A 24,562-nucleotide genomic window follows, 5' to 3' on the forward strand; every position below is an offset into this window, starting at 1 on the left:
ATTGCGGTGCAGCGGAAGGCTGTTGCTGCTGTTGCCGCCCGTTGCGGCGTCGAGCCCTGGTGGCGCTGGACATCCCCCGGCCTGCTCCTCTACTGGTGGTGTGGCCTCTAGGCGTATCGGCCGCCCGCTGAGACTGGTGCGTTGGAAGGTGGCACCCGTACCGTACGGGTCGATCGACACACGGCATAGTAGAGGGCGCTACGGCGTGAGTGCCGGGGGCGGTCGATGTGGATCCGACAGGCGGGGAGAGAAAGCAAACAATGGCATCACGTCGGGACGAGCTGAATGCGTATTCGTTCGCTCGAAAGCGCACGAATGCGGCATTTCTGAAGCCGCTGCCGAACGGTTCGATCGAGAGTGCTCCCAGGCCCCTGAAGGCGGTGGTGCCGAGCATCATGATGGGCGTCGTCGCCCTCGTCGGATTCGGTGCCTGCGGCATTCTCAAGCCTGTTGCCCCGCAAGGCTGGGACGAGGTCGGAAAGAATGTCATCGTCGGGGACAAATCCACCACGCGTTATATCGTCCTGAAGCAGGGCAAGCAGAAACTGCTGCACCCGATCCTCAACCTCGCCTCCGCCCGGCTGCTCATCGACCCGAATTTCAAGGTCGTGAAGGTCAAGGAAGAAGAGCTGGACGGAAAGATCCCGCACGGACCGGCCATCGGTATTCCCTACGCCCCCGACCGGCTGCCCACCACGGAGGACGCCGACGCGCCCAAGACCTGGGCGGTGTGCAACCGTCCCGGCAGCGGCCTCAACAGCAAGCCCCAGCAGTCCGTGTTCATCCTGGGCGGCAAGGACAAGCAGGCCGTCGAGGGCAAGGGCAAACTCGGCCCGAGCCAGGCGCTGTTCGTCGAGGACCCGCAGCACAAGAAGTGGCTGGTCGACAGCGAGGGCAAGGCCTTCGAGTTCAACGGGGGGAGTGAAGCGGTCAACGACACCCTGCGCCGCATCATCTTCCGCTCCACCAAGCCCCAGCCGGTGTCCCAGGACTTCATGGACACCCTCCTCGTGCTCCCGCGCCAGCTCGGCATCAGCATGCCTGTGGTCGCCGGGGCGGGGGGCCAGACCAGCGACCCGAAGGTCCCGGCGCGGGCCAAGACGGTCGGTTCGATCCTCCAGGACAGCAGCGGTCAGAAGTACGTCGTGGAGCAGGACGGCGTCGAGCAGGTGACGGACTTCGTGGCGAACCTCCTGGAGGAGGGCGCGAACGCGGAGAAGCTGCACAGTGACGGTTCGCGGATCAAGCCCGAACAGATCGCCGTCAACAGCATCGACCCGAAGCGGGACGACTCCGACAACCTGTCGTTCTTCATGGGGAGTTTCGGCACGTTCCCCTCCCCGTGGCCCCAAGAGAGCCTCTCGGTGGCCAACGAATTCGAGCACGGCTCCCAGACCGGCGGGCTGACCCGTCCCACCCGGGACGGCGTCTCGTGCAGCGTCTACAACGGCAAGAACAACAAGCTGCCGGGCGGCGAGGAGAAGCAGCTCGGATACAAGAACGGCGTGCCGGACATGCAGACCTGGGTCGGCAGCGACTACCCGGTCAAGATTGCCACCGGAGCCAATTCGTACGTCACCCCCGGCAGCGGCCTGCTCTACACGGAGGTGCGCACCTCCGAGTCGACGAACGGCAGCCAGTTCCTGATCACCGACACCGGACTGCGCTATCCGCTGCCGAAGAACAACGACAGCGAAAGCAAGGCCGGCAAGGCCGATGACGAACAGGACAAGGCGAAGGTCCACCTCGGCTACGAGGGCACCCATCCGCCGCTGATCATGAAGGCCTGGTCCGAACTCCTCTCCACCGGACCGTCGCTGGACATTCAGAGCGCCAAGAAGCCGCAGTCGTCCTGATATGAGCGAAGGCCGTACCGAACCCGGGAAAGGGGCATTCGGTGCGGCCTTCGGTGTGCCCCGGATTCCGCCGCCGCGGATTTCCCGCCGGGATCACGACGGCCTTCTGACGGAGATCTTCGCCGGGCCGGGCCTGTTGGCGAATGACCGATAGCGGCACATCTGTCCGTTTCCCGTGAACGACGTTTCGCTGACGGCCAGTTGACATTGTTGTGATCCCGTCACAACAGTCCTCCCCCCTGTTGGGGAGAGCCATATCGAGTGGTTAAAGTAGCCAAAGGCGTCAGCAGGAGATGCCTGCCGCGCGAGCGCCTGTGGCTGCCCGGTGCGGTACGACGTACGAGTCTCATGGGGGACGTTGACTATGGCTGGTCAGCAGTACACAACCACCGAGGAGGAGATGGTCGCGTTCAGCGGCAAGATCTCCTCGGTCAACCAGTCGATCCAGGGCGAGATCTCGCGCCTGAACACGGTCGTCGACACCATCACGTCTGGGTGGAAGGGTGCTGCGGCCTCCTCGTACAACCAGCTCCAGTCCAAGGTGAACGAGGACGCCAACCGTCTCAACCAGCTGCTGGCTGAGATCAAGGAAGCGGTCGACGAGACCACCAAGAACTACTCCGCCTCCGAAGAGGAGCAGGCGCAGTCGATCTCGCACATCTCTTCCTCGGCTTCCCCGTTCGGATGATGGGGCCGCGCCGCTGACCGCGGCGCAACGGCCCAGCCGCCGCAGCCCGGGCCCGCCGGTCCATACCGCCGGCCCGCTGTGGTGTGCGAATCGACCAGGCATCATCTACTCCTGAGGAGACACCATGTCAGGCCAGATCCTCGTTAATTTCGCGACGATCTCGCAGGCCAGTTCCGACGTGCGCGGTACGGCCAACAACATCCGCCAGCAGCTCGACGACCTCGAGGCGGGCGTCAAGAAGATCGCCGCCAGCTGGGAAGGCGCGGCGCAGGAGGGCTACCAGGCCCGCCAGCGCGAGTGGGACCAGCGTGCGGCCTCCCTGCACTCGACGCTTGAGGCCATCGCCAAGGCGCTGGACCAGGCCGCTCAGAACTACCAGGCCACTGAGCACAAGAACTCCGGTATCTGGGGAGGCTGACCTCCGGTCAGTCGAGCCGGAAACGGCCAGACCTGAGCAGCCCGGCTGCTCGCACAGTGGTCTATGAGGGCGAGCGCGCTGCATCAGTGCGCTCGCCCTTCTGCCGTCCACCACTCCTTCACCCCTCCGCCTCCGTCTTCTCACCCTTCGTTCCTGCCCAATTCGCCACACATGGAGAGCAGAAAGCCCGTGGGATCTCGCGCCATTGGTCACCGAGCCGGGCACCGTCGCCGAGCGGCGGGTGCGCTGGTCACGGCGGCGTGCATCGTCGGCCTGTCGAGCATCGCCGCTGCCCCGGCGGCCGCGGACGACCCGAACGTGCCGCTCAACAGTGGTGAGTGCAAGTTCGGGACCAACGACATCAAAGAGACCCCCTGGTCGCTCCAGCGCCTCCTCACCAACCAGATGTGGGCCGACACCCACGGGGAGGGCGTCCGGGTCGCCGTCATCGACACCGGCATCGACGCGGGCAACTCGCAGATCAAGCCCAACATCGAAGGCGCCGGCAAGGAGTTCGTCGCCGGTGGCGGCAAGCCGACCGTCGATCAGGTCGGCCACGGCACCAAGGTCGCCGGCATCATCGCCGCCCGCCCGAAGCTGGGATCGGGTTTCTACGGAATCGCCCCCAAGGCAAAGGTCATCGCGCTTCAGCAGACCAGCGAGGAGAAGGCCGGCACCGCCGACAGCCTCGCCGCCGCCATCGAGTACGCGGTCCAGCTGAAGGTCAACATCATCAACATTTCCCAGGGCACGGACGCCAGCGCGGAAAAGTTGATCCCCCTCAAGGCGGCGATCCAGAAAGCGGCCCGCCAAAACATCCTCATCGTCGCGTCGGCCGGAAACGACGGCGCGAGCGGTAAGGAGAAGAACATGTACCCCGCCGCTTTCCAGCAGTTCGACAATGTGCTGTCCGTTGCCGCCTCGGACCGCAACAACGAGCGCGCCCCCTTCTCCCAGCCGGGAGCCTGGGTCGACATCGCCGCGCCGGGCGTGAACATGGTCTCCACCGTCCCCGACGGCGGTAACTGCGTCGACCAGGGCACCAGCTTCGCCGCACCCTACGCCGCGGGCGCCGCGGCCCTCCTCATCGCGAAGCACCGGAACGAGGTCCCGAAGTGGACCCCGCAGCAGGTCATCTGGCACCTGGAGAAGACCGCCGAGCGCGTGCGCCCGAAGGCGGACCACAACATCGGCTGGGGAGTCGTCGACCCGGTCGCCGCCCTCAACGATGACACCAGGCCCACCGCCGAACCCCAGCCGGACAAGCCCTCCAACGCGGCTGACGGCTCCAACATCCAGCCGGCCGCCGTCACTATCGGAGAATCCACCGAGGAACGGCGCGCCCGTATCTCCATCTACATCGTCGGCGGCGGACTCCTGGCCGTCGCCGCGGTAGTTGGCTCAGCCATCGCGATCCGCGACTGGCGTCGGAAGACTGGTTTGAGAACACACGGGGAGATCTGATCATGGGTGCTAATGGCGAGTACGGCGTTGACCTGGACGCCCTGAATTCAGTTATCGGCAAGCTCAACCATGTTCTCCAGAACATGGACGAGCCGGTCGGTCATTCGAAGAATGGCACGTATCTGCCGAAGGGTGCTTTGGGGCGCGACTTCAAGGAAGAAGGAGACCTGCACAATGCCCACGATGCGATGAAGGCAGCCATCGAAGAGCTCGTGGGGAAGGTGCAAAATTTGATCAAGACCTTCGGGGGCAAGTCCGCCAAGGTGCGGGACGCATATCAAGACGCGGAAGCAGAAAACCGAATCGGCATGCGGTGACGTGGGTTTGTGACACACGCGTCAGGTGGAGAATGTTCGATCACGGAATGGGGGACAGCAGATGACGTCTAATGATCACGGCTTCAAAGCAGCTCAGGTGAAGGAGCCAGCCAAATCCGAGGGCCGTCGTGGTCGAGGCGGCGCGACGGAGGCGTACGACGAGATCGCTGACAGCCGTAAGCAGTTCATCCACCTTGGGCTGAACGATGTCAAGCAGATGGTCGCCGGGGCCAAGCCGAATGAGGTTGCCAACGTTGCTTCCGGCTGGCGCCGGGTTCGTGTCTCACTTGTCGGAGAGGACTGGCACAGCGGCATCAAGAAGCAGTTCGACGACTCGGTGAACAAAGTTCTGGAGAGCTGGCACGGCCCGTCTGCTGAAGCCTTCGCCAAGGCCGCTCAGAAGATCAGCGAGAGCTTCGCGAAGCTTGCTCCGTACCCGCACGACATGCACAACGTCATGGAGCAGATCGGCGAGCGGTTGCGGGAGGTCCAAGACCTGGTCGACAACGTGCAAGAGCCGAGCGAGATGGAACGCATCGCGGACCGTGCTGCCGATTTCGGGAGTTCCGGTGCTGGCAAGGGTGCCGTGATCGGAAATGCTGTCCCAGGAGTGGGCGCTCTCGTCGGTGGTCTTGTGGGCGGGATGGTGGGCGGCAGCGGGCGTGACGACTCACAGTTGAACGCGGCCCTTGCCGATCCGAAGATCACCATCGGCGAAGCGGTGAACAAGAACCGGGGAAGCCTGTCGATTGACAGGGAACGTCAGCTCGAGGCGGCTCACTACATGGAGCAGCTGGCGACGACGTACCGGGTGGGTGCGAAGGCTATCGGGCCAGCGCCGACGGCCAACCAGCGGCGCCAGGGAGAGATCCCGGAAAGAGACCCGAGTGACAGCAATATTCCGCCCATCGGTCCGTACGGTCCTATGCCATCTGCTCCGAAGTCGCCGGGTGGTGCAGCGAATGTCCCGGGCATGAAGGGTGGCGGCTACAAATCCCCGCAGCCGCTGGAGGCGCCGCGTCCGCATGGGATTGACGGCGGTATCGGCGGTCTCCCCAAGACGCCGGCGCCTAATGTCGGGACGACGCTTGACGGGCTCTCAGGAGGGGGACTTGGAGCTGGTGGGGGTGCCGGAGCCGGAGGAATCGGCGGCGGTGCCGGTGGCGGTGTGGGCACCGGCGGTCTAGGTACGGGTGCCGGAGTCGGAGGAGGCTCGGGTTCAGGTATCGGTGGAGGTGCCATGCCCGGCATGGTCGGAGGCGCTGGAGCTGGAGCCCGTGGCGGAGGAGCTGGAACTGGGGCCGGTGCTCGCGGTGGACGCGCTGGCATGCCCGGCATGGCTGGCGGCGCTGGTGGCGGTGCCAAGGGCGCTGGCGCCAAGGGTGCCGGTGCCAAGGGCGGCGGGCTCGCGCGCCAGAAAGGCGGTTTGGTCGGCGGAAAGGGCGGCGCGGTCGGAGCCGGCGGGCAAGGAGGGTCCGGTCTGCACCGCAGCCGTGGTGGCACGCAGCAGGGTGCGGCAGGCGGCCGCCGCCCAATGGGGATGGCCGGGGGGCATGGTGCTCACGGAGCCAAGGGGAAGGACAAGGGGGGCGAGGACGGACAGCGTCCGGACTACCTGGTAGAAGATGAGGAGACCTGGACCCCGGAGCGTAACGTGGCGCCCAAGGTCATCGAGTAGGGGCCTGTCAGTCCAGATCAGTGCTCGGCGGAATCGAGGTGGGGCCCGCAGTCTTCGGGCTGCGGGCCCATCTTGCTAAGGAGAGGTGTACGGCATGAGCTTCACGCGGACGCTGCGTGTGGTGGGCGGCGCGATGATGGCGGGGGCACTGCTCTTTGGCTCCGCCCCGACTGCTTCGGCGGACCAGATCAGAGATGACCAGTGGCCGTTGAAGTCATTCGACGCTGAAAGCGTATGGCAGGTGTCAACGGGCAAGGGCGTCACGGTTGCAGTGATCGATGATCCTGTTAACGGAGATCATCCCGACTTGAAAGGCAACGTCCTGCCAGGGAAGGACCTTGACCAAGGCGGGCCGGCGAATCAAGAGGATCAAGACAATCACGGCACTTCGATGGCATCCATCATTGCTGGTCACGGGCATGGGGCCAGCGGCTCAGATGGGGTCAAAGGACTAGCTCCCGATGCCAAGATTTTGCCAGTAGGTATCACTCCCGAGGACGAGATTTCGGCGCCGGGCTCGGGCGGCTTGGCGAAGGCGGTGAATTATGCTGTCAGTCAAGGTGCCTCTGTCATCAACATGTCATTCGGGCAGGCCGTTCTTTCCGAGGACGATAAGCAGGCTCTCCACAATGCCATCAAGAAGAATATCTTCCTCGTCGTTGCGACAGGTAACGATGGAGTGGGAAAGCTTGATCAGTTGACTTCCTATCCGGGAGTCGTGGCGGTTGGCGCAGTCGATAAGGCTGGCAAGGTGTGGGAAGACTCGAATTACGGCCCGCAGACGATGCTGACCGCGCCTGGCACGTTCATTCGGTCTGCAGGGGCGAACAAGCCGTACGTACTGGCAAACGGAACCTCTGACTCTGCAGCCTATGTTTCGGGAGCCGCAGCGCTTCTCCGTTCCAAGTTCCCCGACCTCACCGCCGGTCAGATCGCTAATCGTCTTGTGAAGACGGCTGGTTTGCCGCCGGGGAAGGAAGGGATGGAGCTTCCGGACCCGCACTACGGGTACGGCTTCATCCGTCCGTACAGCGCGCTGACGAAGAACGTTCCGACCGGTTCGAAGAACGGTCCTCTGAAGACTCCCAAAACTGAGCCTGCAGCCGGTGGAGCGTCCGCTCCGGGGGCATCGGGCACCGTTGGCGACCAAGCAAGTGAGCAGAAGGACAGCGGGCTCGGTACCGGAGCCATCGTGGGAATCGCGGTCGGCGTGCTACTCGTTGTCGCGATCATCATCATTGTGGTGCGAAAGAAGAACGACCGTAACGGCCCGCCCCCCGGTGGGTTCGGTGGTCCTGGGTTTGCGCCGCAGCAGCCGGGTCCGTTCCAACAGCCGGGTCCGTATCAACAGCCGGGCCCGTATCAGCAGTCGGGTCCGTATCAGCAGCAGCCCAGCGCTCCAGGGGCAGTCCCGCCCGCGCCGCCCACGCCGCCGCCAGGCCAGTGAGAGCTCTGCAATTCTTACGTCCAATGGCGGTGCGATCGCGTAGGGCCAGGTCGTCAACTGGGTCTTGTGACGAGATCGCGTAACCCAATGAGTGGGGACGGCTCCTGCAACGCAGCAAGAGCTGGAAGAAGCAGATTGGGGTCCACAGCCTTGAGGCTGTGGACCCCAATCTGGTGCGGTAGGAGGAGCTTGAATGAGCTTTACGCGGGCGCTGCGTGCGGCGGGCGGTGTGGTGGTGGCGGGAGCACTGCTCTTCGGCACCGCGCCGGTTGCTTCGGCAGACCAGACCAGGAAAGACCAGTGGCCGTTGACGGTCTTTGGCGTTGACGATATTTGGAAGGTGTCAACAGGTAAGGGCGTCACGGTTGCGGTTATCGACGACCCGGTAGACGGCAGTCACCCTGATCTAAAGGGAAGTGTTCTTCCCGGCAAGAGTTTCCTCGATGGAGGAACGGCAGATCGCCCGGATGGGAAGTATGAGCACGGCACCGCCATGGCTTCGCTCATCGCTGGGCACGGGCATGGGCCTGGTGGCGGCGACGGTGTTAAGGGGCTGGCGCCTGATGCCAAGATCCTTCCCGTGGGAATTGACCTTGGCGACAAGGAGGAGTCCTACGCGGAACCGTTGAGGTATGCCGTGGACCACGGCGCGAAGGTCGTCAACATGTCGTTCGAGGACTTCGGGGACACGTCATCTGCTGAAAAGGCCGCTGTTGACTATGCCCGAAAGCATGACGTCCTGCTAGTTGCGGCATCTGGAAACTCAGGTTCCAGCATTCCTCATCTGCCTTCTTCGGTACCGGGGGTTCTCGCTGTCGGAGCGGCGGACATTGATCTCAAGGTCTGGAAGTTCTCCAGCTACGGCTCTCATATCAAGCTGCTAGCCCCGGGGCTTCATATCCGGTCGGCGGGAGTGGAGACTCCCTATCGCTTGGCGAATGGCACGTCAGACTCCACAGCATACGTTTCCGCCGCCGCTGCCCTCGTCCGCGCCAAGTTCCCTGACCTCACCGCAGGCCAGGTTGCCAACCGTCTGGTGAAGACCGCTGTTCTGCCGGACAGCATGAAGGGCAAGAAGCTTCCCGACCGTCACTACGGATACGGCATCGTCAACCCCTGGCAGGCGCTCATCAAGAAGATGCCCAAGGGATCTGAGAACGGGCCGTTGCCTGCCCTGAAGGACGGTTCGTCCAACGCATCCAGCAAGGACGCTCAGCAGGCAGCCGAGAGCGACAAGGGCATGAGTACGGGCGTCATCATCGGCATTGTCGGTGGTGTGGTCGGCCTCCTCGTCGTCGTGCTGATTGTTGTGCTGGTGGTCAAGAAGAAGAACCGGCGTAATGGTCCGCCTCCGGGTGGTCCCGGTGGCTACGGCGGACCGGGCGGTCCCGGTGGCTTTGTGCCGCATCCGCCGTACCCGGGCCATCAGCAGCAGCCGAGCGCGCCTGGTGCATATCCGTCGGCGCCGCCCACGCAGCCGCCGGGACGGTAATCCCGAACTGTTTCATCACAGGCGCGGCCCGCAGCTTCGAGCTGCGGGCCGCCGCCTGTTGAGGAGAGGTGTAACAGCATGAGCTTCACGCGGACGCTGCGTGCGGTGGGCGGCCTCGCGGCGGCAGGGGCGCTGCTCTTCGCAGCCGCGCCGAGCGCTTCGGCGGACTACATCCGGGACGGGCAGTGGGCGCTTGATGCGTTCAATCCGCAGAAGGTGTGGAAAGAGTCGACCGGTAAGAACGTCACCGTGGCGGTCATTGACTCCGGTGTGAACGGGGAGCACGTCGACCTCAAGGGCAATGTGCTTCCGGGGAAGAGCTTTGCCGACGGGGGTGGTACGGCAGGTCATGAAACCGGTGATGATCACGGAACGGCCATGGCTGCCTTGATCGCGGGGCATGGGCACGGCCCCCACCGCGCGGACGGCATCATGGGTCTGGCGCCAGATGCGAAGATCCTTCCGATCAAGAGGAATGAATCGATGGGGGGAGACGCGAACAATTTCGACGGCCCCCTTCGATACGCGGTTGATCACGGTGCCAAGGTCATCAACATGTCCTTCGCGGGGCCTTACGCACTGACGGAGAACGAAAAGAGTGCCATCAGCTATGCCGTGAAGAAGGACGTGTTGCTGGTTGCTGGTTCCGGCAATGAAGGCACCAGTAAGCCTTCGTACCCAGCGGCAGCTCCCGGTGTGTTGGCAGTCGGTGCAGTTGCCGAGGACGGCAAGGTCCTTGGCGAGTCCAACTACGGCCCCCACATCCGTTTGATCGCTCCTGGCGAGAAGATCTACTCCGCTGGTACCTCAATGAAGTACCGGCAGGCCACGGGAACCTCCGACTCAACGGCATATGTCTCGGCCGCAGCGGCCCTCGTTCGCTCGAAGTTCCCGGACCTCACAGCCGGTCAGGTCGCCAATCGCCTCACGAAGACGGCGATCACGCCTGATGGCAAGACCGGTATCTCGTCCCCTGACCCCAAGTACGGCTACGGCGTGATTCGCCCGTACCGGGCCCTCTCGGAGAACGTCCCTGCGGGGTCGAAGAATGGGCCGCTCATCATGCCGAAGGACTCTCAGGCTGATGCCGGCGCGGGTGCGGATGCTCCGGGGCAGGAAGCTCAGGGGAGCGCGATGGGTGTCCTCGGCGGACTGAGTCCCCTCGCGGTCGCCGGTATCGCTCTGGGCGGGGTTGTCGTTCTGGGCACTGTCATCGGTGTGCTCGTTGCCCAGAAGAAGCGCCGCAGCCCTCCGCCCCCTGGCGGTGGCATTGGTTTTGGCGGTCCGGGTGGCGGTGTTGGAGTTCCGCCTCAGCAGCAGTTCGGTTACTACCAGCAGCCGGGGAATCCGGGCGCTTACCCCACAGCACCGCCCACTCAGCCTCCGGGGCAGTGAGATTTCCTGCCGTGTAAAGACGTGTATGGACCGGATTGGGCCCACAGCCGAGGAGGCTGTGGGCCTATTTTCGGTGTGACCGCAGAATGCCGGCTCAGCCGAAGACGGAGCGGACCTCGTCCGTGGTGTCCTGGTTGCGGGTGGCCGCGCCGCCGGTGCGGCGGTCGACGTGGCGTTGGGCGTGGTCGAGGCCGCGGTTGGTGAGGTCTTCCTTGGCGTGGTCGATGTAGGTGCCGGGGTCGGCGAGGCTGGCGACGCCGTCCTTGTAGTCCTGGGCGCCTTCCTTGATGCCGTCGACGTATTCGCCGGCCTTGTCCTTGGCGATGTCGGTGGTTTCGCCCCAGTCGATTCCGTCGCGGGCACCGAAGTGGCTTTCGATGCCCTGCTGTGCGACGTTCTGGGCCATCTCCGTCGCGGCCTCTTGGGCCTTGGCCTTGCCCTCTTCAACGATTTTGTCCCGGGCGATTTCCTTCGCCTGGTCGACGACCTTGTCCTTGACGGTCTCCTTGACCGTCTTCTTCACATAGTCCGCCGCGATCTTGCGAGCTTCCTTGGAGACCGCCTTCTTCGCCATCTTCTTGATGGCATCCATGGTGGCGTGCTCCATGGCCTTGGTGGCCGCCTCCACGACCTCGCGTTTGATCTTGTCGAGGATCTGGCGGACCATCACGCGGGTCGCCTGAGTGGCCCCTGCGGCACCGAGCTCGGAAAGGCCGAGGGTGAAGGGTGCGGCGGCCTGGGCCGCGATGATCTCGGTGGCCAGGATGACGAGTTGGACGATGACCGCGATTTTGCCGGCGAGAACGGCGATGGCGGCCGCGTCGAAGGCGAGGGCGATGACCTCGGCCGCAGCGGCGGCGTCGCGGAGGTAGTTGTCCCCGCTGTTCCCGCCGCCGGAGAAGGTGCCCCATTCATTCGAAAAGCCCTCGATCGCATCGCCGGAGTTGGCGGAGACGACTTCATTGGCTGCCGAAGAGCCCTTGGAGGACGCCTGGTTGACCGACTCGGCGAAGTTGCGCCAGGCCTGCGCGCATTCGTGGAGCTTGTCCTCGTCGGCGTCCGGCCAGTTGTAGCCGAGGAGGTCCAGGACCCAAGCTACCTCGCCTGGCAGCGTCAATGACACAGTGATCGTCCCCCGTGCAGTGTTGACCGATTGTTGAGTGGAATGGAATGGAAGGGCGGTGGTGGAGAAGGAGAGGAAGAGAGAAAGGGAGAGGGAGAGCGAGGCGGGGGCGAAAGGCCCATCCGGCCTCGTGTGGGGCAGGGGCGGCGTCAGATGGCCGGGCGGCCTACCGCGCTGATGGTGTGAATGCCCTGCTCGTCGGAATCGGTGTACGAGTCGCCCATGCTCTGGAGCTTGTCGCCGATGTCTTCGAGGCGCTCGCCCAGGGAGTCCATCGACTCGAACATGCCGTCCCTGATGGGCGTGTAGATCGTTTCGAAAATATCGCCGAAGTCGCAGTTCTCCCAGGGGCTGCCAAGGCCTTCAAGATCGTCTTGAAGCTTCTTCGACGCCTTGGAGAAATCGCTGCCGATGTGCACAAACGCGTTGCCCTGCGTGCGCAGCACATCCGGATCGACATCGAACGCCTTGCCTGCCACCATTGCCCCCGTTTTGCGGTGTCCCGCGCGATACTTGTCGCGTTCTTAACGAGCCCACATTAGGCGATCTGAATGCGGGCATGTCAAGGCGAGAAGTGTGGAGGGAACGTGGGCATCAGGGGTGGCAACGCCGTTGGGATTCTGGGGAATTGCCCTACCTGAGGCATTGGTGAAACTTGTGGGCGGTACGGAGGCGGGTGCCACGGCGACGTACTGAAAGGGAAGGTTAAATATTGGTACGCCGCTGGTCAATCATTCGCTGAGTTCTGAGTGTTGAGCGTTCCCGGGGCGGGCCGGGCCCGGTTCGGAATCCGTTCCAGGAGAGCGCAAGGCGAGCGTAGGGCGAGTGCACCTGGGCGATTCGCCCGCGTGCAGGGCGAGTTGAACCCGGCATCGGGGATCGGCGCCGTCCGGCGATCACTCGTCCCGTAGCATTCCCGCTCATGGACGTACCCGGCAATGAAGAGCCCCTTACCGAGAGCCGTGTGGGGCTGACGCCTCGTCAGGCCCGGCGAATACGCATCGTCCTGGCCTCGGTACTGATGGCCGCGATGGCGGGGGTGCTCGTGGTGCGCCTGGCGTCGCGTACGTCGGTGCTGGTGGTCGGGGTGTACGGAGCCGCACTGGTGCTCTGCGGTGTGGTGATCGAACTCAGCCGGCACGGGCGCACCCGGCTCGGCACCTGGTTGCTGGGCATCGGCCTGGCGGCCGCGCTCGCCTCGGACTGGCTGTTGTTGCCCTGACGGCCGGGGCGGGGGAGACGGGGACCGAAGCCCCCGAAGCCCCCGGTCCCTGAAGCCCCCGGTCCCTCAGAACAAGCCGTGCCACATCTGCTCGATGACCAGCGACCACCAGTTGCTGTCGTCGTCCAGCGCCCAGGAGTCGATCGCCGCGATCTGCTCCTGGAAGGCGGCGACCGCCGCTCCCGCCGCGTACGGGTCCATGCCCTGCATCTGCGCGCGCGTGGTGACCAGCAGGGCGAGCGAGCGGAAGTAGGCGGACAGCGTGCGGTTGACGAACCGGCCGCCGCCCGACGACGGCTGGACCGCCCAGACGGTGCCGACCAGGTTCTGGTTCTCCTCGGCGGCCGTGCACTGGACGGCGAGCGTGTAGAGGCCGTCGGTGCCGATCCGGACGTATCCGGCGAGGGTGGCCAGGGTCTGTTCCCTGGCCTCGGTGCCGGTGGCGCGCAGGTAGGTCGCCACGTCCGGCAACAGCCCGCCGGCGGGCGGGGCCGCCGGCCGGTCCGCGGTGAAGAAGAACGGCACCTGAGCGGGCAGACCGGCCCAGACCAGCGTGCTCTTCGTGGCCTCGGGCAGCTGCGTCGTGGCGAGGTCATCGGCGTCCGGGCGGGTGACCCCCTGGGGCCCGAAGACCTCCACGAGGTGCTTGCCGAGGGCCACGTCCCGGATCTGCGGTGCGGCCTCGACCCGCTGCGGCACCGGCACCCGGTGCGGTCGCGGCGGTGCCTGCCGGCCCGCCAGCTGATGCATCATCTCGACGTGCCGCAGCAGTCCGGCGATGCCCTCGGCGCGCTCCTCGGGCCGCATGCCGTAGCCCTCGGTGCAGGAGAACGTGGCGTTCGGGAAGGTGCGGAGGATGAAGTCGCCGGGGTAGCCGCCGGGCAGCAGGGCCGAGCGCAGATCGGTGTGCACCGCGCGGACGTTCGCGGGGTCCACGCCCAGCCGCTGGAGCTCGTCGTGGAGCTGGAATTCGGCGGGCGGCTGGCCGGGCGCCGAGACGCGGGCGAGGCTGGTCTCCTCGCCGGTCGACGGGTCGGCGTAGGTCGCGACGGCGGTGTTGCCGGGGCCGGTGACCGGCGGCTCGGCGGGTGCCGCCGGAGCCGCGGCGGACCCGGCACCGTGCTTCTGCTGATACATCCGCACGACCTCGTCGACCGGTACCGACGGCCACACCGTCAGCTCACCGGACGCCCGGTCGACGACCCCGCAGGCGGCGCCGACCTCGGCGGGCGGGCGCCGCTGCCCCGTCTGCGGGTCGACCTCCGGGGGCGGCGGTACGGCCCACACCACCCAGCCGAGGTCGAACTCCTGCATGGCCACCTCACGCGGGGGACCCTGATGTCCCTCGGGGTTGAGCCAGCGGGCGGCGGTGGCGTGTGCCTGCGCCTGGTTGATCACGAGTGGTCTCCTTCGAGGCCGTCGGAAGCAGCGGAGTCGGCGGCGCCGGAGCGCTGGGCCGGCACCGTGGGGGCGGCCGCGGGAGCCGCGGCGAGGATCTGCCGGGCGGTCACCCCGCGTTCGGTGGCGACGACCAGCACCCCGTCGGGCGAGAGGTCGGCGCCGGTGAGCGGGGTGTCCGAGAGCAGCGCGGCCACCACCTCCTGGCCGGCCCGGGCCCAGACCCGCAGGTAGTCGGCGCCCCGGCTGAACCCGAAGGGGGCCGATGCCCTCGTCTCTTCGGAGGGCAGTTGCACCTGTGCCGGGTCGGCGTCGACATATCCGGGCCGCAGCAGGTCGTGGAGGAGCAGCGCACCGCCGCCGTCCCCGGAGGCGTCGCCGTCCGGGCCGGGCAGCGTACGGGAGCCGGGGGTGCCCTCGGGGACGACGAAGGCGGCCACCGGGCGGAGCGCGGTTGCGGGGCCGCCGGACGCGGGCGCCGCTCCTTCCCCGCCGGATCCGGCCTCGTCCGTGCCCGGGCCCGGCTCCGCCGCCGCGCCCTCGCCGCCCTCCTGGGGCAGCGAACCGGTCGTCACGGCGCGGACGCCGGCCAGCGGCACGCTCCACAGCGTGCGCCACGGCAGGTCGAAGCCGAGGGTGTGCAGCGCCTCCGCGTACGGCGCCAGCCCGTCCTCGACGAACGCGCTCTCCAGGAACGCCGCCCGCACGTCGGCCGGAGCCTGCGAACGGGTCAGCAGCGGAGCGGTGCGCAGGTACGTACGGGCCGGGGCGCCCAGCTGCTCCAGCGGTACGGCCTCGATGGCGGCCCGCAGCGTCACCGGGTCGGCGTGCGCGAACAGGCCCGGGTCGGTGAGGAGTTGGGGGAGCAGCCCGGCTTCGAGGGTGTGGGCGGCGAGATGGTCGCGGATGTACGGGTCGGCCTTGGCCCAGTTCTGCTGGGGCACCGCTTCCAGCAGCGCCATGGCGATCTTGGTCTGGGCGTCCCGGACGTCCGGCAGACCGGAGCGGATCTCCTCGGCGATCCCCGGGTGCTGAAGCCGCAGCAGCATACGGCCGTCGTCGGCACCGTTCCCCGCCGCCTCGTCGTCCGCGTCCTCCTCCGCGTCCGGCTCGACCGGCTGGATGAACGGCGCGGCCAGCAGCATGCCGTCGGCGAGATCCTGGCTCATGTCCCATCCGGCCACGGCATTCGCCAGCGGACCCCACAGCTGGACGGGCAGTCCGGCACCCTCGGCGAACGCGAGCGGCGTCAGCAGCAGCCGCAGCGTCTGCGGATCGACGCCCAGCCGGCGGGCGTGCAGGTCGAGGGCCTCACCGACGGTGGCGGGCAGCAGGGACTCGTCCGCCGGGTCGAAGCCCTCCGGCTGCAGGAGCAGCGACTGCACGGCGAGCTGGACGGTGAGCCGGCTGCCGTCCGCCTGCCCGGCGAGGGCCTTGGCGAGCGGCAGTCGCACGGCGGGGTCGGTGGTGAAGGGGAGGTCCGGCGCCCCGGCGCCGGGGTCGAGCGCGGTCTCGGCGTGCCGCACCAGACCCTTCGGATCGGCCCACTCGGGCGCGTCGAGATCGATGATCTGCGCCTGGCCGGACGGCAGCGACTCCGCCAGTTCCGCGGCCAGTTCGCGCGGCACATCGGCGAGCAGCTGCACCGTTCCGGTGGTGGCGAGCGGCTTGAGCACGTCCCGTACGAGGCGGGCCGGCTCCTGCGCGGCACGGACCGGGCCGGCCCGGTCGACGTCCGGCACCACAATCGTCACCGGCTCTTCACGAGCGGCGAGTTCGGGAAAGATGTCGTCGGCGCGGTCCGCGGTCAGTCCGAAATGATCGGCGATGACCCACAACAGCTGGGCCGCGGTGCGCCCTGAGGGGTTCGGCACGGCGGGCGCCGGGAGGTCCGGGGGCACCGTCGCCGGGTCCAGATCGTCCAGCGGCAGCTGCTTGCGGTAGCCGGGATCGCACATCATCAGGAAGCCGGTGACCAGGCGCGAACGCCCGCTGCCCGGGTTTCCGGTGAGCACGATGACGCGCGGGGCGCCGGGCCACCGCATCCGCCAGGCCGCGAGCGCGCGCAACACGGCGGTGCGGCCGCCGACGTACGGATGAGGTGCGTATCCGGCCGCTGCGGCGATTCCTTCGTCTGAGGCGCTCATGGCTTCCTCGTCCCCCATCAATCCCGTCTCCACCTTTGTGGATTCCTGCGTGTACCGGCTCGATCCTATGATCCGGACCGCCCGCCGGGGACGGTGCGGGGGTGGCTGTGCCGGAACTGGAACACGCAGGCCGGGCGCCTTGCCGAGTGACTGCGCAAGGTGGCTCACGGGGCCCGCGTTAAGTGCGTTGTTCCTGGGGCGCGGTGTGGAGAAAACGGGAATCCCGTGTGCGGAAAGGAAGCAGACCGTCCATGAATCCGGCGGCCGATCTGCTTTCTTCCGTATCGCCTCAAGGGACTCTTTGAACGGATTTCGGTGGAGGAAAGGAACAGCCCCGCCGCGCTGCCGGGCCGGCCGCCGTACTGCCGGTCCGGCCCGCGCGCCGCCCGGGGGAAGAGCGGGTCAGCCCCGGTGTCCGCCGCCCCGGCCGCCGCGCCGCGGAGTGCTGACGATGGTGCCCGAGGGGCCGTCGCGCTCGGCGCGCTCCTCGTCCTCCTTGGCTTCCTGCTCCTTCTGCCAGGCGGCGAACTTCTCGCGCGACTCCTCGCGCTCCGCCATGGTCTGGTCCTCCGCGGCCCGCCGGATCTGGTTCATCCGGTCGCCCAGCGCGTCCATGTACCCCGGCGTCTGGATCGCGTCCTTCATGCCGATACGGCCGGAGAGGACCTCCTTGGCCATCTCCTGGAGCTTGCCGCCGACGTTGGGGTTGTCCGCCAGGACCTTCAGTGCCTTACGCAGCCGGTGCGCCTGCTCCGGGTCCTGGGCGACATCCATCAGGTCCTCGTCCTGGATCTGCCGCTCGTTGCTCATCCCTGCCCCCTTGAACGTGGTGGCACAGCAACCGCATGTGCTGCACCGGCGTCCTGAAGTCTAATGACGGATGTGAACAGGTCGTCAAGGCGGGGGTTGTCGGTATTGCCGCATATTGCTCCGTATGCATTCCGCGGTTCGCGCTCCGCCCGCTCCGGAGAGTGCTTCGGGCCTATTGCGGGTGTGCTAGACCTGAGGCGATGTTGGCAGGTAGCTGTCATTCAATTCGGGGAGAAATGATGTCCGACGAAGTCCGGCTCAGTACAGAGGAGTTGCACAAGCTCGGTGCGACCTTCGAGATACGCGCGGAAGAACTGAGCCGGCAGCTGGCCGCATTCAGACGGCGGGCCGATGCCGAGGCCCTGCGGAACGGCTTCGGCAGCGACGAGGAGGCCCAGCCGTTCCGTGAGCTGTACGAACAGGCCGAGCAGGCGCTCGTCCAGCTTCAGCAGCGGCTCGCCGAGGTCGGCGGAGGGATCAAGGAGACCGTCGCGAACACGCAGGCGGCCGAGGACGAGCTGGTCGAGATGATGCGGAGCGTCAAGTGAGCGAGCGACGCAACCCCCAGGCCCTGCACGAAGCGGCGGCCGGCTGGCGGGAGATGGGCAAGCACCTCGACGGCCTGGTCCGCGATCTGGACCGGCATGTCGGCACCGCCGCCGCGGCCAACTGGCACGGCCCGGCCGGTGAGGCGTTCGCGGGGGAGTGGCACCGCCTCAAGCGGTCCGTCGACGACTCCCTGCCGGCCTTCGAACTGGCCGCCGCCGACCTGGAGAACGCGGCCGCCGCGCCCCCCGAGGACAAGGGCGGCGAGGAACACCACGAGACGGCGCCGGCCAAGAACTCCGCCAACTCCTCGTCCTCATCGGGCACCGAGGTCGCCTATGGCTTCATGGCGCTCGGCCAGCTCGCCAACGGCCTCGGCGGCGCGTTCGGCAAGCGCGGTGGCGGGGGCGGCCAGTCGCGGGGGCCGGTCGTCGGCCACACCTGGGAGACCTCCACCGCCGCACAGGGGCCCGACCCGTTCGGCCCGGCGAAGGCCGGCGAGGCCAGGACGCGGGGCGGCGAGGGCATCGCCAAGGGCGTACGGACCCAGCCGGCCGTCGCCGAACCGGCACCCGGCGAGGAGCGGACCCCGAAGGCCGGGCAGGAGAAGAAGGGGACGGCCGACGGGCCCGCCACCGCCACCGCCGCCGACGCCCCGGCCAAGGACACCCCGGCCGCCGGCGGCGAGGTCCCCGGCCGGCCCACTCCCGACGTCACCCAGCACGGCGCGTTCGGCTGACAGCTCGCCGGTCGGCACCGCCGCGCACGCACCACGCACATACAGAACGGCGGTGGGGCGCCCCTCCTGAGAGGGACGCCCCACCGCCGTTTCGTCTGTGCCCGGTCAGCGGCTGTTCGCCGGCAGCCAACCCGTCTGGACCAGCTGTGCACCGCGCTTACGCGTGACGAACGTGGCCCGTCCGGGTGTCAGTCTCTGTCCCTTGATGTTGCCCATCAGCGGCCCCTCGGCCGGATCGGCGGAGAGGATCAGACCCTGCGCACCGAGCTCCTTGGTGCGCTGCATCACCGGCTCGAAGGACGACCGTCCGGCACCCGACGAGCTGCGCGCGATGATCAGGCGCAGGCCCAGGTCACGGGCGAACGGCAGGTACTCCAGCAGCGGCTGGAGCGGGTTGCCGCTGCTGGTCGCCACCAGGTCGTAGTCGTCCACGATGACGAACGCGTCCGGCAGGTCGTACCAGCTGCGGTTGCGCAGCTGCTCCGGCGTGACGTCCGGGCCCGGCATCCGGCGGCCCAGCGAACCGGCCAGCCCGCTGATGACCTCCTGCAACTGCGGCCCCGCGGCGCAGTACTTGTACAGATGGCTCTCGGGGACCTCGCCGAGCAGCGCGCGGCGGTAGTCGGAGACCACCATCAGCGCCTTGTCGGACGGGTACCGCTCGGCGATCTGCTTGGTCAGCAGCCGCAGCAGCGACGACTTGCCGGACTCGCTCTCGCCGTAGATGACCAGCAGCGGGTCGGTCTCGAAGTCGATGAACGCCGGCGACAGCGTGGTCTCGTCGACACCGATCGCGATCCCGTGGTCCGGGTAGTCGTTGCCCTTGGGCAGCTCGTTGACGTGCAGCATCGTCGGCAGCATCCGCACCGCGGGGGCGGGCTCGCCCTGCCAGTGCTCGCTGACCGTCGACACCAGGTTCGCGACGCCGTCGCTGAGCGTCTCCGGGTCGCTCATCCCGTCCAGCCGCGGCAGCGCCGCCAGGAAGTCGAGCTTCTCCGGGGACATACCGCGACCCGGCTTGCCCATCGGGACGTTCTCCGCGCGCTTGCGGTCGAACTCCGACTCCATCGGGTCACCCAGGCGCAGCTCCACACGGTTGAGGAGCTGGTCGCGCAGCGCGGGCCGCACCTCGGTGTAGCGCGCACCGGCGATGATCAGGTGGACACCGAAACCGAGACCACGGGCGGCGATGTCCAGGATCACCGGGTCCATCTGCTCGTAGTCGGTCTTGAACGTCGCCCAGCCGTCGATGACCAGGAAGACGTCGCCCCACTTCTGGTCGGGGTAGGCGCCCGAGGCCCGCCGCTGGCGGTAGGTGCTGATCGAGTCGATGCTGTTGGCCCGGAAGAACTCCTCACGCTCGTTGAGGATGCCGACGACCTCGGAGACCGTACGGCGCACCTTCTCGGCGTCCAGACGCGAGGCGACACCACCGACGTGCGGCAGGCCCTCCATGCTCAGCATGCCGCCGCCACCGAAGTCGAGGCAGTAGAACTGCACCTCGGCCGGGGTGTGGGTGAGCGCGAACGAGGCGATGGCGGCCCGGATCAGCGTGGACTTACCGGACTGCGGACCACCCACGACGAGACCGTGACCGGCGCCCGCGGAGAAGTCCAGGTACATCACGTCACGCCGCTGCTCGAACGGCTTGTCCACCAGCGCGACCGGCACCACGAGCTTGCCGAGCGCGGTGTACTCCGGTGCGTGCACACCGCGTTCGGGCGTGACCGCGAGCGTCGGCAGCAGCTGGTTGACCGTGGGCGGCTCGTCCAGCGGGGGCAGCCACACCTGGTGGGCCGGCGGGCCCTGGCCCTGCATGCGCTGGACGATGACGTCGAGCACGGTGTCGGCGAGCGCGTCGTCCTGCTCCGGCTCGGCCGGCTCGACCGGGGTGGGGTCCTCGATGATCTGCTCGACGACCGGGGCCGCGGTGAACGGCACCGGCAGACGCCGGGTCCGGCTGCCGCCGGGGCCGCCGCCGGCACCCGGGCCGCGGTAGGGACCCGAGACATACGCGGCCTTGAACTGGACCATCGTCTCGGTGTCGTACTTGAGGATGCCGGAACCGGGGACGTTCGGCAGGTGGTAGGCGTCCGGCACACCGATCGCGGTCCGCGACTCGGCCGCGGAGAACGTCCGCAGACCCAGCCGGTAGGAGAGGAAGGTGTCCAGACCGCGCAGCTTGCCCTCTTCCAGGCGCTGCGAGGCGAGCAGCATGTGCACACCCATCGACCGGCCGATCCGGCCGATCTGGATGAACATGTCGATGAAGTCGGGCTTCGCGGTCAGCAGCTCGGAGAACTCGTCGAGCACCATCACCAGCGACGGCAGCGGGTCCAGCGGGGCACCCGCGGCACGTGCCTTCTCGTAGTCGGTGATGTTGGCGTAGTTGCCCGCGGAGCGCAGCAGCTCCTGACGGCGCTGGAGTTCACCGGTGATCGAGTCGCGCATGCGGTCGATCAGGGTGACGTCCTCACCGAGGTTGGTGATGACGGCCGCGACGTGCGGCATCTCGGACATACCGGTGAAGGTGGCGCCACCCTTGAAGTCCGCGAGGATGAAGTTGAGGGTCTCCGAGGAGTGGGTCACCGCGAGCGCGAGCACCAGGGTGCGCAGCACCTCGGACTTACCGGAACCGGTCGCACCGACACACAGACCGTGCGGGCCCATGCCCTCCTGCGAGGCCTCCTTGATGTCGAGCATGACGGGCTGGCCGTCCTTGTCGACACCGATCGGCACCCGCAGCCGCTCGTGCAGCGTCCGCGGCCGCCAGGTACGCGACACATCGACGGAACCGGCGTCACCGAGGTTCAGCAGATCGGTGAAGTCCAGGTTCGACAGCAGCGGTTCCTCACCGTCCGCGCCCGAACCCGCCCGCAGCGGGGCCAGCTGGCGCGCCAGCGCCTCCGACTCGGCGATCGACAGGGTGTCGCAGACACCGTGGTAGACCGCGCCGCTGGCCGACTCCAGCACCAGCTTGCCCGGCTGGACCTGGACGGCCAGACCGCCCCGGATCTCGTCCAGATCGCCCGGTACGACCTCCAGGATGGTGACGCCCTGAAGGCCCTCGGCCCCGGCGATCACCGAGTCCATCGGCACCTCGCCGCCGTCCAGCACGATCACCACATGCGGGGCGTCGGTCACCGGAGAGCCCTGCGGGTTGAACCGGCCGCGGCCCTCCAGGTCGTCCGTCAGCAGTTCCTCGATCTCACCGAGGTCGCCGACGACCAGCCGGCGCGATCCGGCGCCGTCCGTGGTCTTGTCCTGCACGTGCGGCAGCCACTTCGTCCACTCCCACTCCGCCTGCGCACCGGGCGCGGCCACGACGGCCACCACCAGGTCCTCGGGCGAGTGCAGCGTGCACAGCTGGGCGACGAGGGCGCGCGAGGCGGCGTAGACCGTGTCCGGGTCGCCGGAGACGGTCAGGTGATAGAAGGCGCGCAGCGAGACCGCCAGCGGCAGGTTGTCCAAGTGCCCGTGCTTGTCGAGGAACTCCTTCATCGCATGCGCGGTGAGCGGTTCCAGCTCGTCGACCGGCGCGGTCTCCGGGGCCCGCAGGGGAGTGGCCAGCTGCTGCGGCCCGAGGCCCAGCCGTACCTGCCCGAAGTCCGGGTCGCTCGACCGGCGTTCCCAGACGCGTTTGCCCTCGGCCACGATGGACCACAACTGGCTCGGGTCGGGGTGGGTGAACAACTGCGCGTCCCGCTGCTTACGCGCGGTCCGCCGCACCTCTTTTCGCTTCTGCGTAAGGTACTTGAGGTAATCCTGGCGCTCTTGGAGCATTTGCCCGGAAGGCCCTTGGCGGGCCTTGACGATCTGCACGATCGCCATTGCCAGAGTGGACGCCACCATAAAGCCGCCCATGATTTTCATGAACGGCTGATTGCCCATGAACAAGAATCCCGCCGATGACGCCATGCCCATCATGGGCATAAGGGTCATCAGCATGTTCTCTGATTCACCCTCACGCGGCAGCTCCGGAGGTGCCTCGAGTGTCACCTCCTCCGAGGGGACTTGGGGTGGCAGCGCGCGGGGCGGGCGCTTGACGATGACAACGCTCACCGAGGCATCAGTCCTTCATGCATCTCGCAGTCTCGGACCGCCCCCGTTGGATTCGACGGTCCCCCGAGCCAAGTACTTGGCCCGACGCAGGCGTTGATCCTACTGTTAAGCGTCAAGTCTCGGGGTGGGTGGGGCGGCCGCCGAATTGGACGGTACGCTGACGCCTCGCGAGCGTGCCGCAGCCCCATAGTGACGGCTCTATATATACGGCGCGCGAAGCGACAAAACGCCCAACGGATAGGGGGAACCGCCAGGTGAGCACGAGCACTGGCACCGGCTTTTGCCGGGTCACAGTCGCCGCGCCGGACGCACGGATCGATGTGGCTCTGCCGGAAGACGTCGCACTCGTGGACATTTACCCGGAGATTCTGCGGCTCTCCGGTCAGTCCCAGGCGGAGGGCGCCCCCACCGGCTATCACCTTGTACGCCGCGACGGCACGGTACTTGACGCCGGGCAGTCGCTCGCGCAGCAGCAGATCCTCGACGGCGACCTTCTTCTTCTGAAGCCGTTCGCCGAGTCGCTGCCGCTCCCGGTCTTCGACGATGTCTCCGACGCCGTCGCCTCCGCGGTCAAGCGCAACCGCAGCCGCTGGAGCGACGACCTCATGCATGTCGTCGGCCTCTCCGCCGGTGTGCTCCTGCTCGTGATGATGGCGTTCGCCCTGTGGTTCTCGAACCCCGTGCACCGCGACATGCACCGCCTGCCCGGCATCATCGCCGGTGTCGTCGGCATCGTCCTGGTCGCCCTGGCCGGCGTCCGCGCCCGCGTCTACGACGACCACGGCTCCTCCATCGCGCTGGGCCTGGCCTCGCTCCCGCACCTGCTGCTCGCCGGCTCCGGCATCTTCCCCGTCGAGGAGGGCGCGGGCCCCGGCCGGCTGCACCTCCTCGTCGGCTGTGTGACGGTACTTATCGCCTCCGCACTCCTGGTGGTCCTGCTGCCGCGCGGTGACGCACCCTTCGTCGCCGCCGCGTTCCTCTCCGCCATGGGCACCCTCGCGGTCTTCGCCGCGATCCTCACCGACGCCGCGCCCATCGAGGTCGCCGCCGTCACCGCCGTCGTCGCCATCGCGCTGGTCGCCTGGCTGCCCGGCCTCTCCGCCCGCTTCGCCAGGCTGCCGATCGGCTACAAGTCGCCCGACCAGATCGCGAAGGGCTCGTACGACAACAGCAGCGAGACCGAGTCCGTCGACTTCGTCAAGATCGGCAACCAGGCCAAGCGCGGACACGAGCTGCTGCTCGGCCTGGTCGCCGGCTGCGCCGCCCTGGTCGTCGGCTCGGCCGGTGCGGTCCTCGGCTTCTCCGACAACGTGTGGGCCCAGCTGCTGGCGCTGGCCGCGGGCATCACGGTCATGCTGCGCGCCCGGCTCTTCGACTACACCGCGCAGGTCGCCTGCCTGACCATCGCGGGCATCCTCACGATCGTCCTGCTGATCCTGGGCATCGCGCTGAACCCGCCGACGGAGATCTTCGTCGAGCTGGAGCGCTTCCGGGACGCCGGCCCGCTGAACATCCGCACGGTCTGGTTCTCCAGCAGCATCGCGGCGGGCGCCGCCCTCCTGGTGGGCGTCGGCCTCGTCGTCCCGCGCAAGGGCGTCACCCCCTTCTGGGGCCGGATCTTCGACCTCTTCGACGGTCTGGTCCTGCTGTCCCTGGTGCCGCTGTGCCTGGCGGTCCTGGACATCTACGCCACGGTGCGCGGCCTCACCAGCAGCAGCTAGGCCCCCGCTCACCGGCCTTTTCCGCGGCCCCCCGACCAG

At 67.4% G+C, this 24,562-nt stretch carries 19 protein-coding genes; 13 read left to right on the top strand and 6 right to left on the bottom strand.

All coding sequences use genetic code 11. The annotated features are described in order from the left end of the window. Positions 1-260 precede the first annotated feature (260 nt). The 9 genes from QT196_RS29090 to QT196_RS29130 all read left to right on the top strand — a co-directional run bounded on the left by QT196_RS29090 (position 261) and on the right by QT196_RS29130 (position 10,755). Positions 261-1,856 (top strand): type VII secretion protein EccB, encoded by a 1,596-nt coding sequence (locus tag QT196_RS29090; RefSeq protein ID WP_290355985.1) that lies wholly within the window; start codon positions 261-263, stop codon positions 1,854-1,856. A gap of 364 nt (positions 1,857-2,220) precedes the next feature. Further along, on the top strand, positions 2,221-2,544 hold the full coding sequence (locus QT196_RS29095) for a WXG100 family type VII secretion target (RefSeq protein WP_168481634.1): 324 nt from the start codon (positions 2,221-2,223) through the stop codon (positions 2,542-2,544). A 124-nt stretch (positions 2,545-2,668) separates the two neighbouring features. Continuing rightward, positions 2,669-2,962, top strand: coding sequence for a WXG100 family type VII secretion target (locus tag QT196_RS29100; RefSeq protein WP_018093366.1), 294 nt, complete (start codon positions 2,669-2,671; stop codon positions 2,960-2,962). A 189-nt stretch (positions 2,963-3,151) separates the two neighbouring features. After that, the gene (gene mycP, locus QT196_RS29105; protein WP_290355986.1) at positions 3,152-4,426 is read left to right on the top strand and encodes a type VII secretion-associated serine protease mycosin; all 1,275 of its coding nucleotides are present in this window, start codon (positions 3,152-3,154) and stop codon (positions 4,424-4,426) included. A gap of 2 nt (positions 4,427-4,428) precedes the next feature. Continuing rightward, complete coding sequence (locus QT196_RS29110) at positions 4,429-4,743, top strand: hypothetical protein (protein WP_290355987.1); 315 nt, start codon at positions 4,429-4,431, stop codon at positions 4,741-4,743. A 61-nt stretch (positions 4,744-4,804) separates the two neighbouring features. Then, the gene (locus tag QT196_RS29115) at positions 4,805-6,421 is read left to right on the top strand and encodes a hypothetical protein (protein WP_290355988.1); all 1,617 of its coding nucleotides are present in this window, start codon (positions 4,805-4,807) and stop codon (positions 6,419-6,421) included. Positions 6,422-6,515: 94 nt separating this feature from the next. Continuing rightward, positions 6,516-7,868: a S8 family serine peptidase gene (locus tag QT196_RS29120; RefSeq protein WP_290355989.1), complete on the top strand. Its 1,353-nt coding sequence runs from the start codon at positions 6,516-6,518 to the stop codon at positions 7,866-7,868. 193 nt (positions 7,869-8,061) lie between these two features. Further along, the gene (locus tag QT196_RS29125) at positions 8,062-9,360 is read left to right on the top strand and encodes a S8 family serine peptidase (RefSeq protein WP_290355990.1); all 1,299 of its coding nucleotides are present in this window, start codon (positions 8,062-8,064) and stop codon (positions 9,358-9,360) included. Positions 9,361-9,438: 78 nt separating this feature from the next. After that, positions 9,439-10,755 (top strand): S8 family serine peptidase, encoded by a 1,317-nt coding sequence (locus QT196_RS29130; RefSeq protein WP_290355991.1) that lies wholly within the window; start codon positions 9,439-9,441, stop codon positions 10,753-10,755. A gap of 94 nt (positions 10,756-10,849) precedes the next feature. Here QT196_RS29130 and QT196_RS29135 read toward each other — a convergent pair whose 3' ends face one another. Continuing rightward, the gene (locus tag QT196_RS29135; RefSeq protein WP_168481641.1) at positions 10,850-11,878 is read right to left on the bottom strand and encodes a PE-PGRS family protein; all 1,029 of its coding nucleotides are present in this window, start codon (positions 11,876-11,878) and stop codon (positions 10,850-10,852) included. Between the two features lie 149 nt (positions 11,879-12,027). Then, positions 12,028-12,360: a hypothetical protein gene (locus QT196_RS29140; protein ID WP_168481642.1), complete on the bottom strand. Its 333-nt coding sequence runs from the start codon at positions 12,358-12,360 to the stop codon at positions 12,028-12,030. A 440-nt stretch (positions 12,361-12,800) separates the two neighbouring features. Between QT196_RS29140 and QT196_RS29145 the strand changes: the two genes are divergently transcribed. Continuing rightward, on the top strand, positions 12,801-13,100 hold the full coding sequence (locus tag QT196_RS29145; RefSeq protein WP_168481643.1) for a hypothetical protein: 300 nt from the start codon (positions 12,801-12,803) through the stop codon (positions 13,098-13,100). Between the two features lie 66 nt (positions 13,101-13,166). Here QT196_RS29145 and QT196_RS29150 read toward each other — a convergent pair whose 3' ends face one another. From QT196_RS29150 to QT196_RS29160, 3 genes are all read right to left on the bottom strand, one after another. Further along, entirely contained in the window at positions 13,167-14,498 is a 1,332-nt protein-coding gene (locus QT196_RS29150; RefSeq protein WP_168481644.1) for an SUKH-4 family immunity protein, read from the bottom strand. Then, positions 14,495-16,645, bottom strand: coding sequence for an ATP-binding protein (locus QT196_RS29155; RefSeq protein WP_290355992.1), 2,151 nt, complete (start codon positions 16,643-16,645; stop codon positions 14,495-14,497). The genes QT196_RS29150 and QT196_RS29155 overlap by 4 nt, the downstream gene beginning before the upstream one ends. A gap of 402 nt (positions 16,646-17,047) precedes the next feature. After that, entirely contained in the window at positions 17,048-17,455 is a 408-nt protein-coding gene (locus QT196_RS29160) for a hypothetical protein (RefSeq protein WP_085927385.1), read from the bottom strand. Between the two features lie 239 nt (positions 17,456-17,694). Here QT196_RS29160 and QT196_RS29165 point away from each other — a divergent pair, with 239 nt between their 5' ends. Next, positions 17,695-18,003: a hypothetical protein gene (locus tag QT196_RS29165; RefSeq protein WP_168481646.1), complete on the top strand. Its 309-nt coding sequence runs from the start codon at positions 17,695-17,697 to the stop codon at positions 18,001-18,003. Next, entirely contained in the window at positions 18,000-18,740 is a 741-nt protein-coding gene (locus QT196_RS29170; protein ID WP_168481647.1) for a WXG100 family type VII secretion target, read from the top strand. The genes QT196_RS29165 and QT196_RS29170 overlap by 4 nt, the downstream gene beginning before the upstream one ends. A gap of 105 nt (positions 18,741-18,845) precedes the next feature. On the opposite strand, the gene eccCa is transcribed toward QT196_RS29170, so the two are convergent. Then, the gene (gene eccCa / locus QT196_RS29175; protein WP_168481648.1) at positions 18,846-22,802 is read right to left on the bottom strand and encodes a type VII secretion protein EccCa; all 3,957 of its coding nucleotides are present in this window, start codon (positions 22,800-22,802) and stop codon (positions 18,846-18,848) included. Between the two features lie 254 nt (positions 22,803-23,056). Here eccCa and eccD point away from each other — a divergent pair, with 254 nt between their 5' ends. Continuing rightward, on the top strand, positions 23,057-24,523 hold the full coding sequence (eccD, locus tag QT196_RS29180; protein WP_168481649.1) for a type VII secretion integral membrane protein EccD: 1,467 nt from the start codon (positions 23,057-23,059) through the stop codon (positions 24,521-24,523). Positions 24,524-24,562 lie beyond the last annotated feature (39 nt).

Source organism: Streptomyces sp. P9-2B-2 (genome assembly GCF_030406865.1).
GTDB classification, from domain to species: Bacteria; Actinomycetota; Actinomycetes; order Streptomycetales; family Streptomycetaceae; genus Streptomyces; species Streptomyces platensis.

Bases quoted from the DNA above. Each gene is read 5' to 3' on its own strand.
- QT196_RS29090 (WP_290355985.1), top strand. From the start codon at position 261: ATGGCATCACGTCGGGACGAGCTGAATGCGTATTCGTTCGCTCGAAAG.
- QT196_RS29095 (WP_168481634.1), top strand. From the start codon at position 2,221: ATGGCTGGTCAGCAGTACACAACCACCGAGGAGGAGATGGTCGCGTTC.
- QT196_RS29100 (WP_018093366.1), top strand. From the start codon at position 2,669: ATGTCAGGCCAGATCCTCGTTAATTTCGCGACGATCTCGCAGGCCAGT.
- QT196_RS29110 (WP_290355987.1), top strand. From the start codon at position 4,429: ATGGGTGCTAATGGCGAGTACGGCGTTGACCTGGACGCCCTGAATTCA.
- QT196_RS29115 (WP_290355988.1), top strand. From the start codon at position 4,805: ATGACGTCTAATGATCACGGCTTCAAAGCAGCTCAGGTGAAGGAGCCA.
- QT196_RS29120 (WP_290355989.1), top strand. From the start codon at position 6,516: ATGAGCTTCACGCGGACGCTGCGTGTGGTGGGCGGCGCGATGATGGCG.
- QT196_RS29125 (WP_290355990.1), top strand. From the start codon at position 8,062: ATGAGCTTTACGCGGGCGCTGCGTGCGGCGGGCGGTGTGGTGGTGGCG.
- QT196_RS29130 (WP_290355991.1), top strand. From the start codon at position 9,439: ATGAGCTTCACGCGGACGCTGCGTGCGGTGGGCGGCCTCGCGGCGGCA.
- QT196_RS29140 (WP_168481642.1), bottom strand. From the start codon at position 12,360: ATGGTGGCAGGCAAGGCGTTCGATGTCGATCCGGATGTGCTGCGCACG.
- QT196_RS29145 (WP_168481643.1), top strand. From the start codon at position 12,801: ATGGACGTACCCGGCAATGAAGAGCCCCTTACCGAGAGCCGTGTGGGG.
- QT196_RS29155 (WP_290355992.1), bottom strand. From the start codon at position 16,645: ATGAGCGCCTCAGACGAAGGAATCGCCGCAGCGGCCGGATACGCACCT.
- QT196_RS29160 (WP_085927385.1), bottom strand. From the start codon at position 17,455: ATGAGCAACGAGCGGCAGATCCAGGACGAGGACCTGATGGATGTCGCC.
- QT196_RS29165 (WP_168481646.1), top strand. From the start codon at position 17,695: ATGTCCGACGAAGTCCGGCTCAGTACAGAGGAGTTGCACAAGCTCGGT.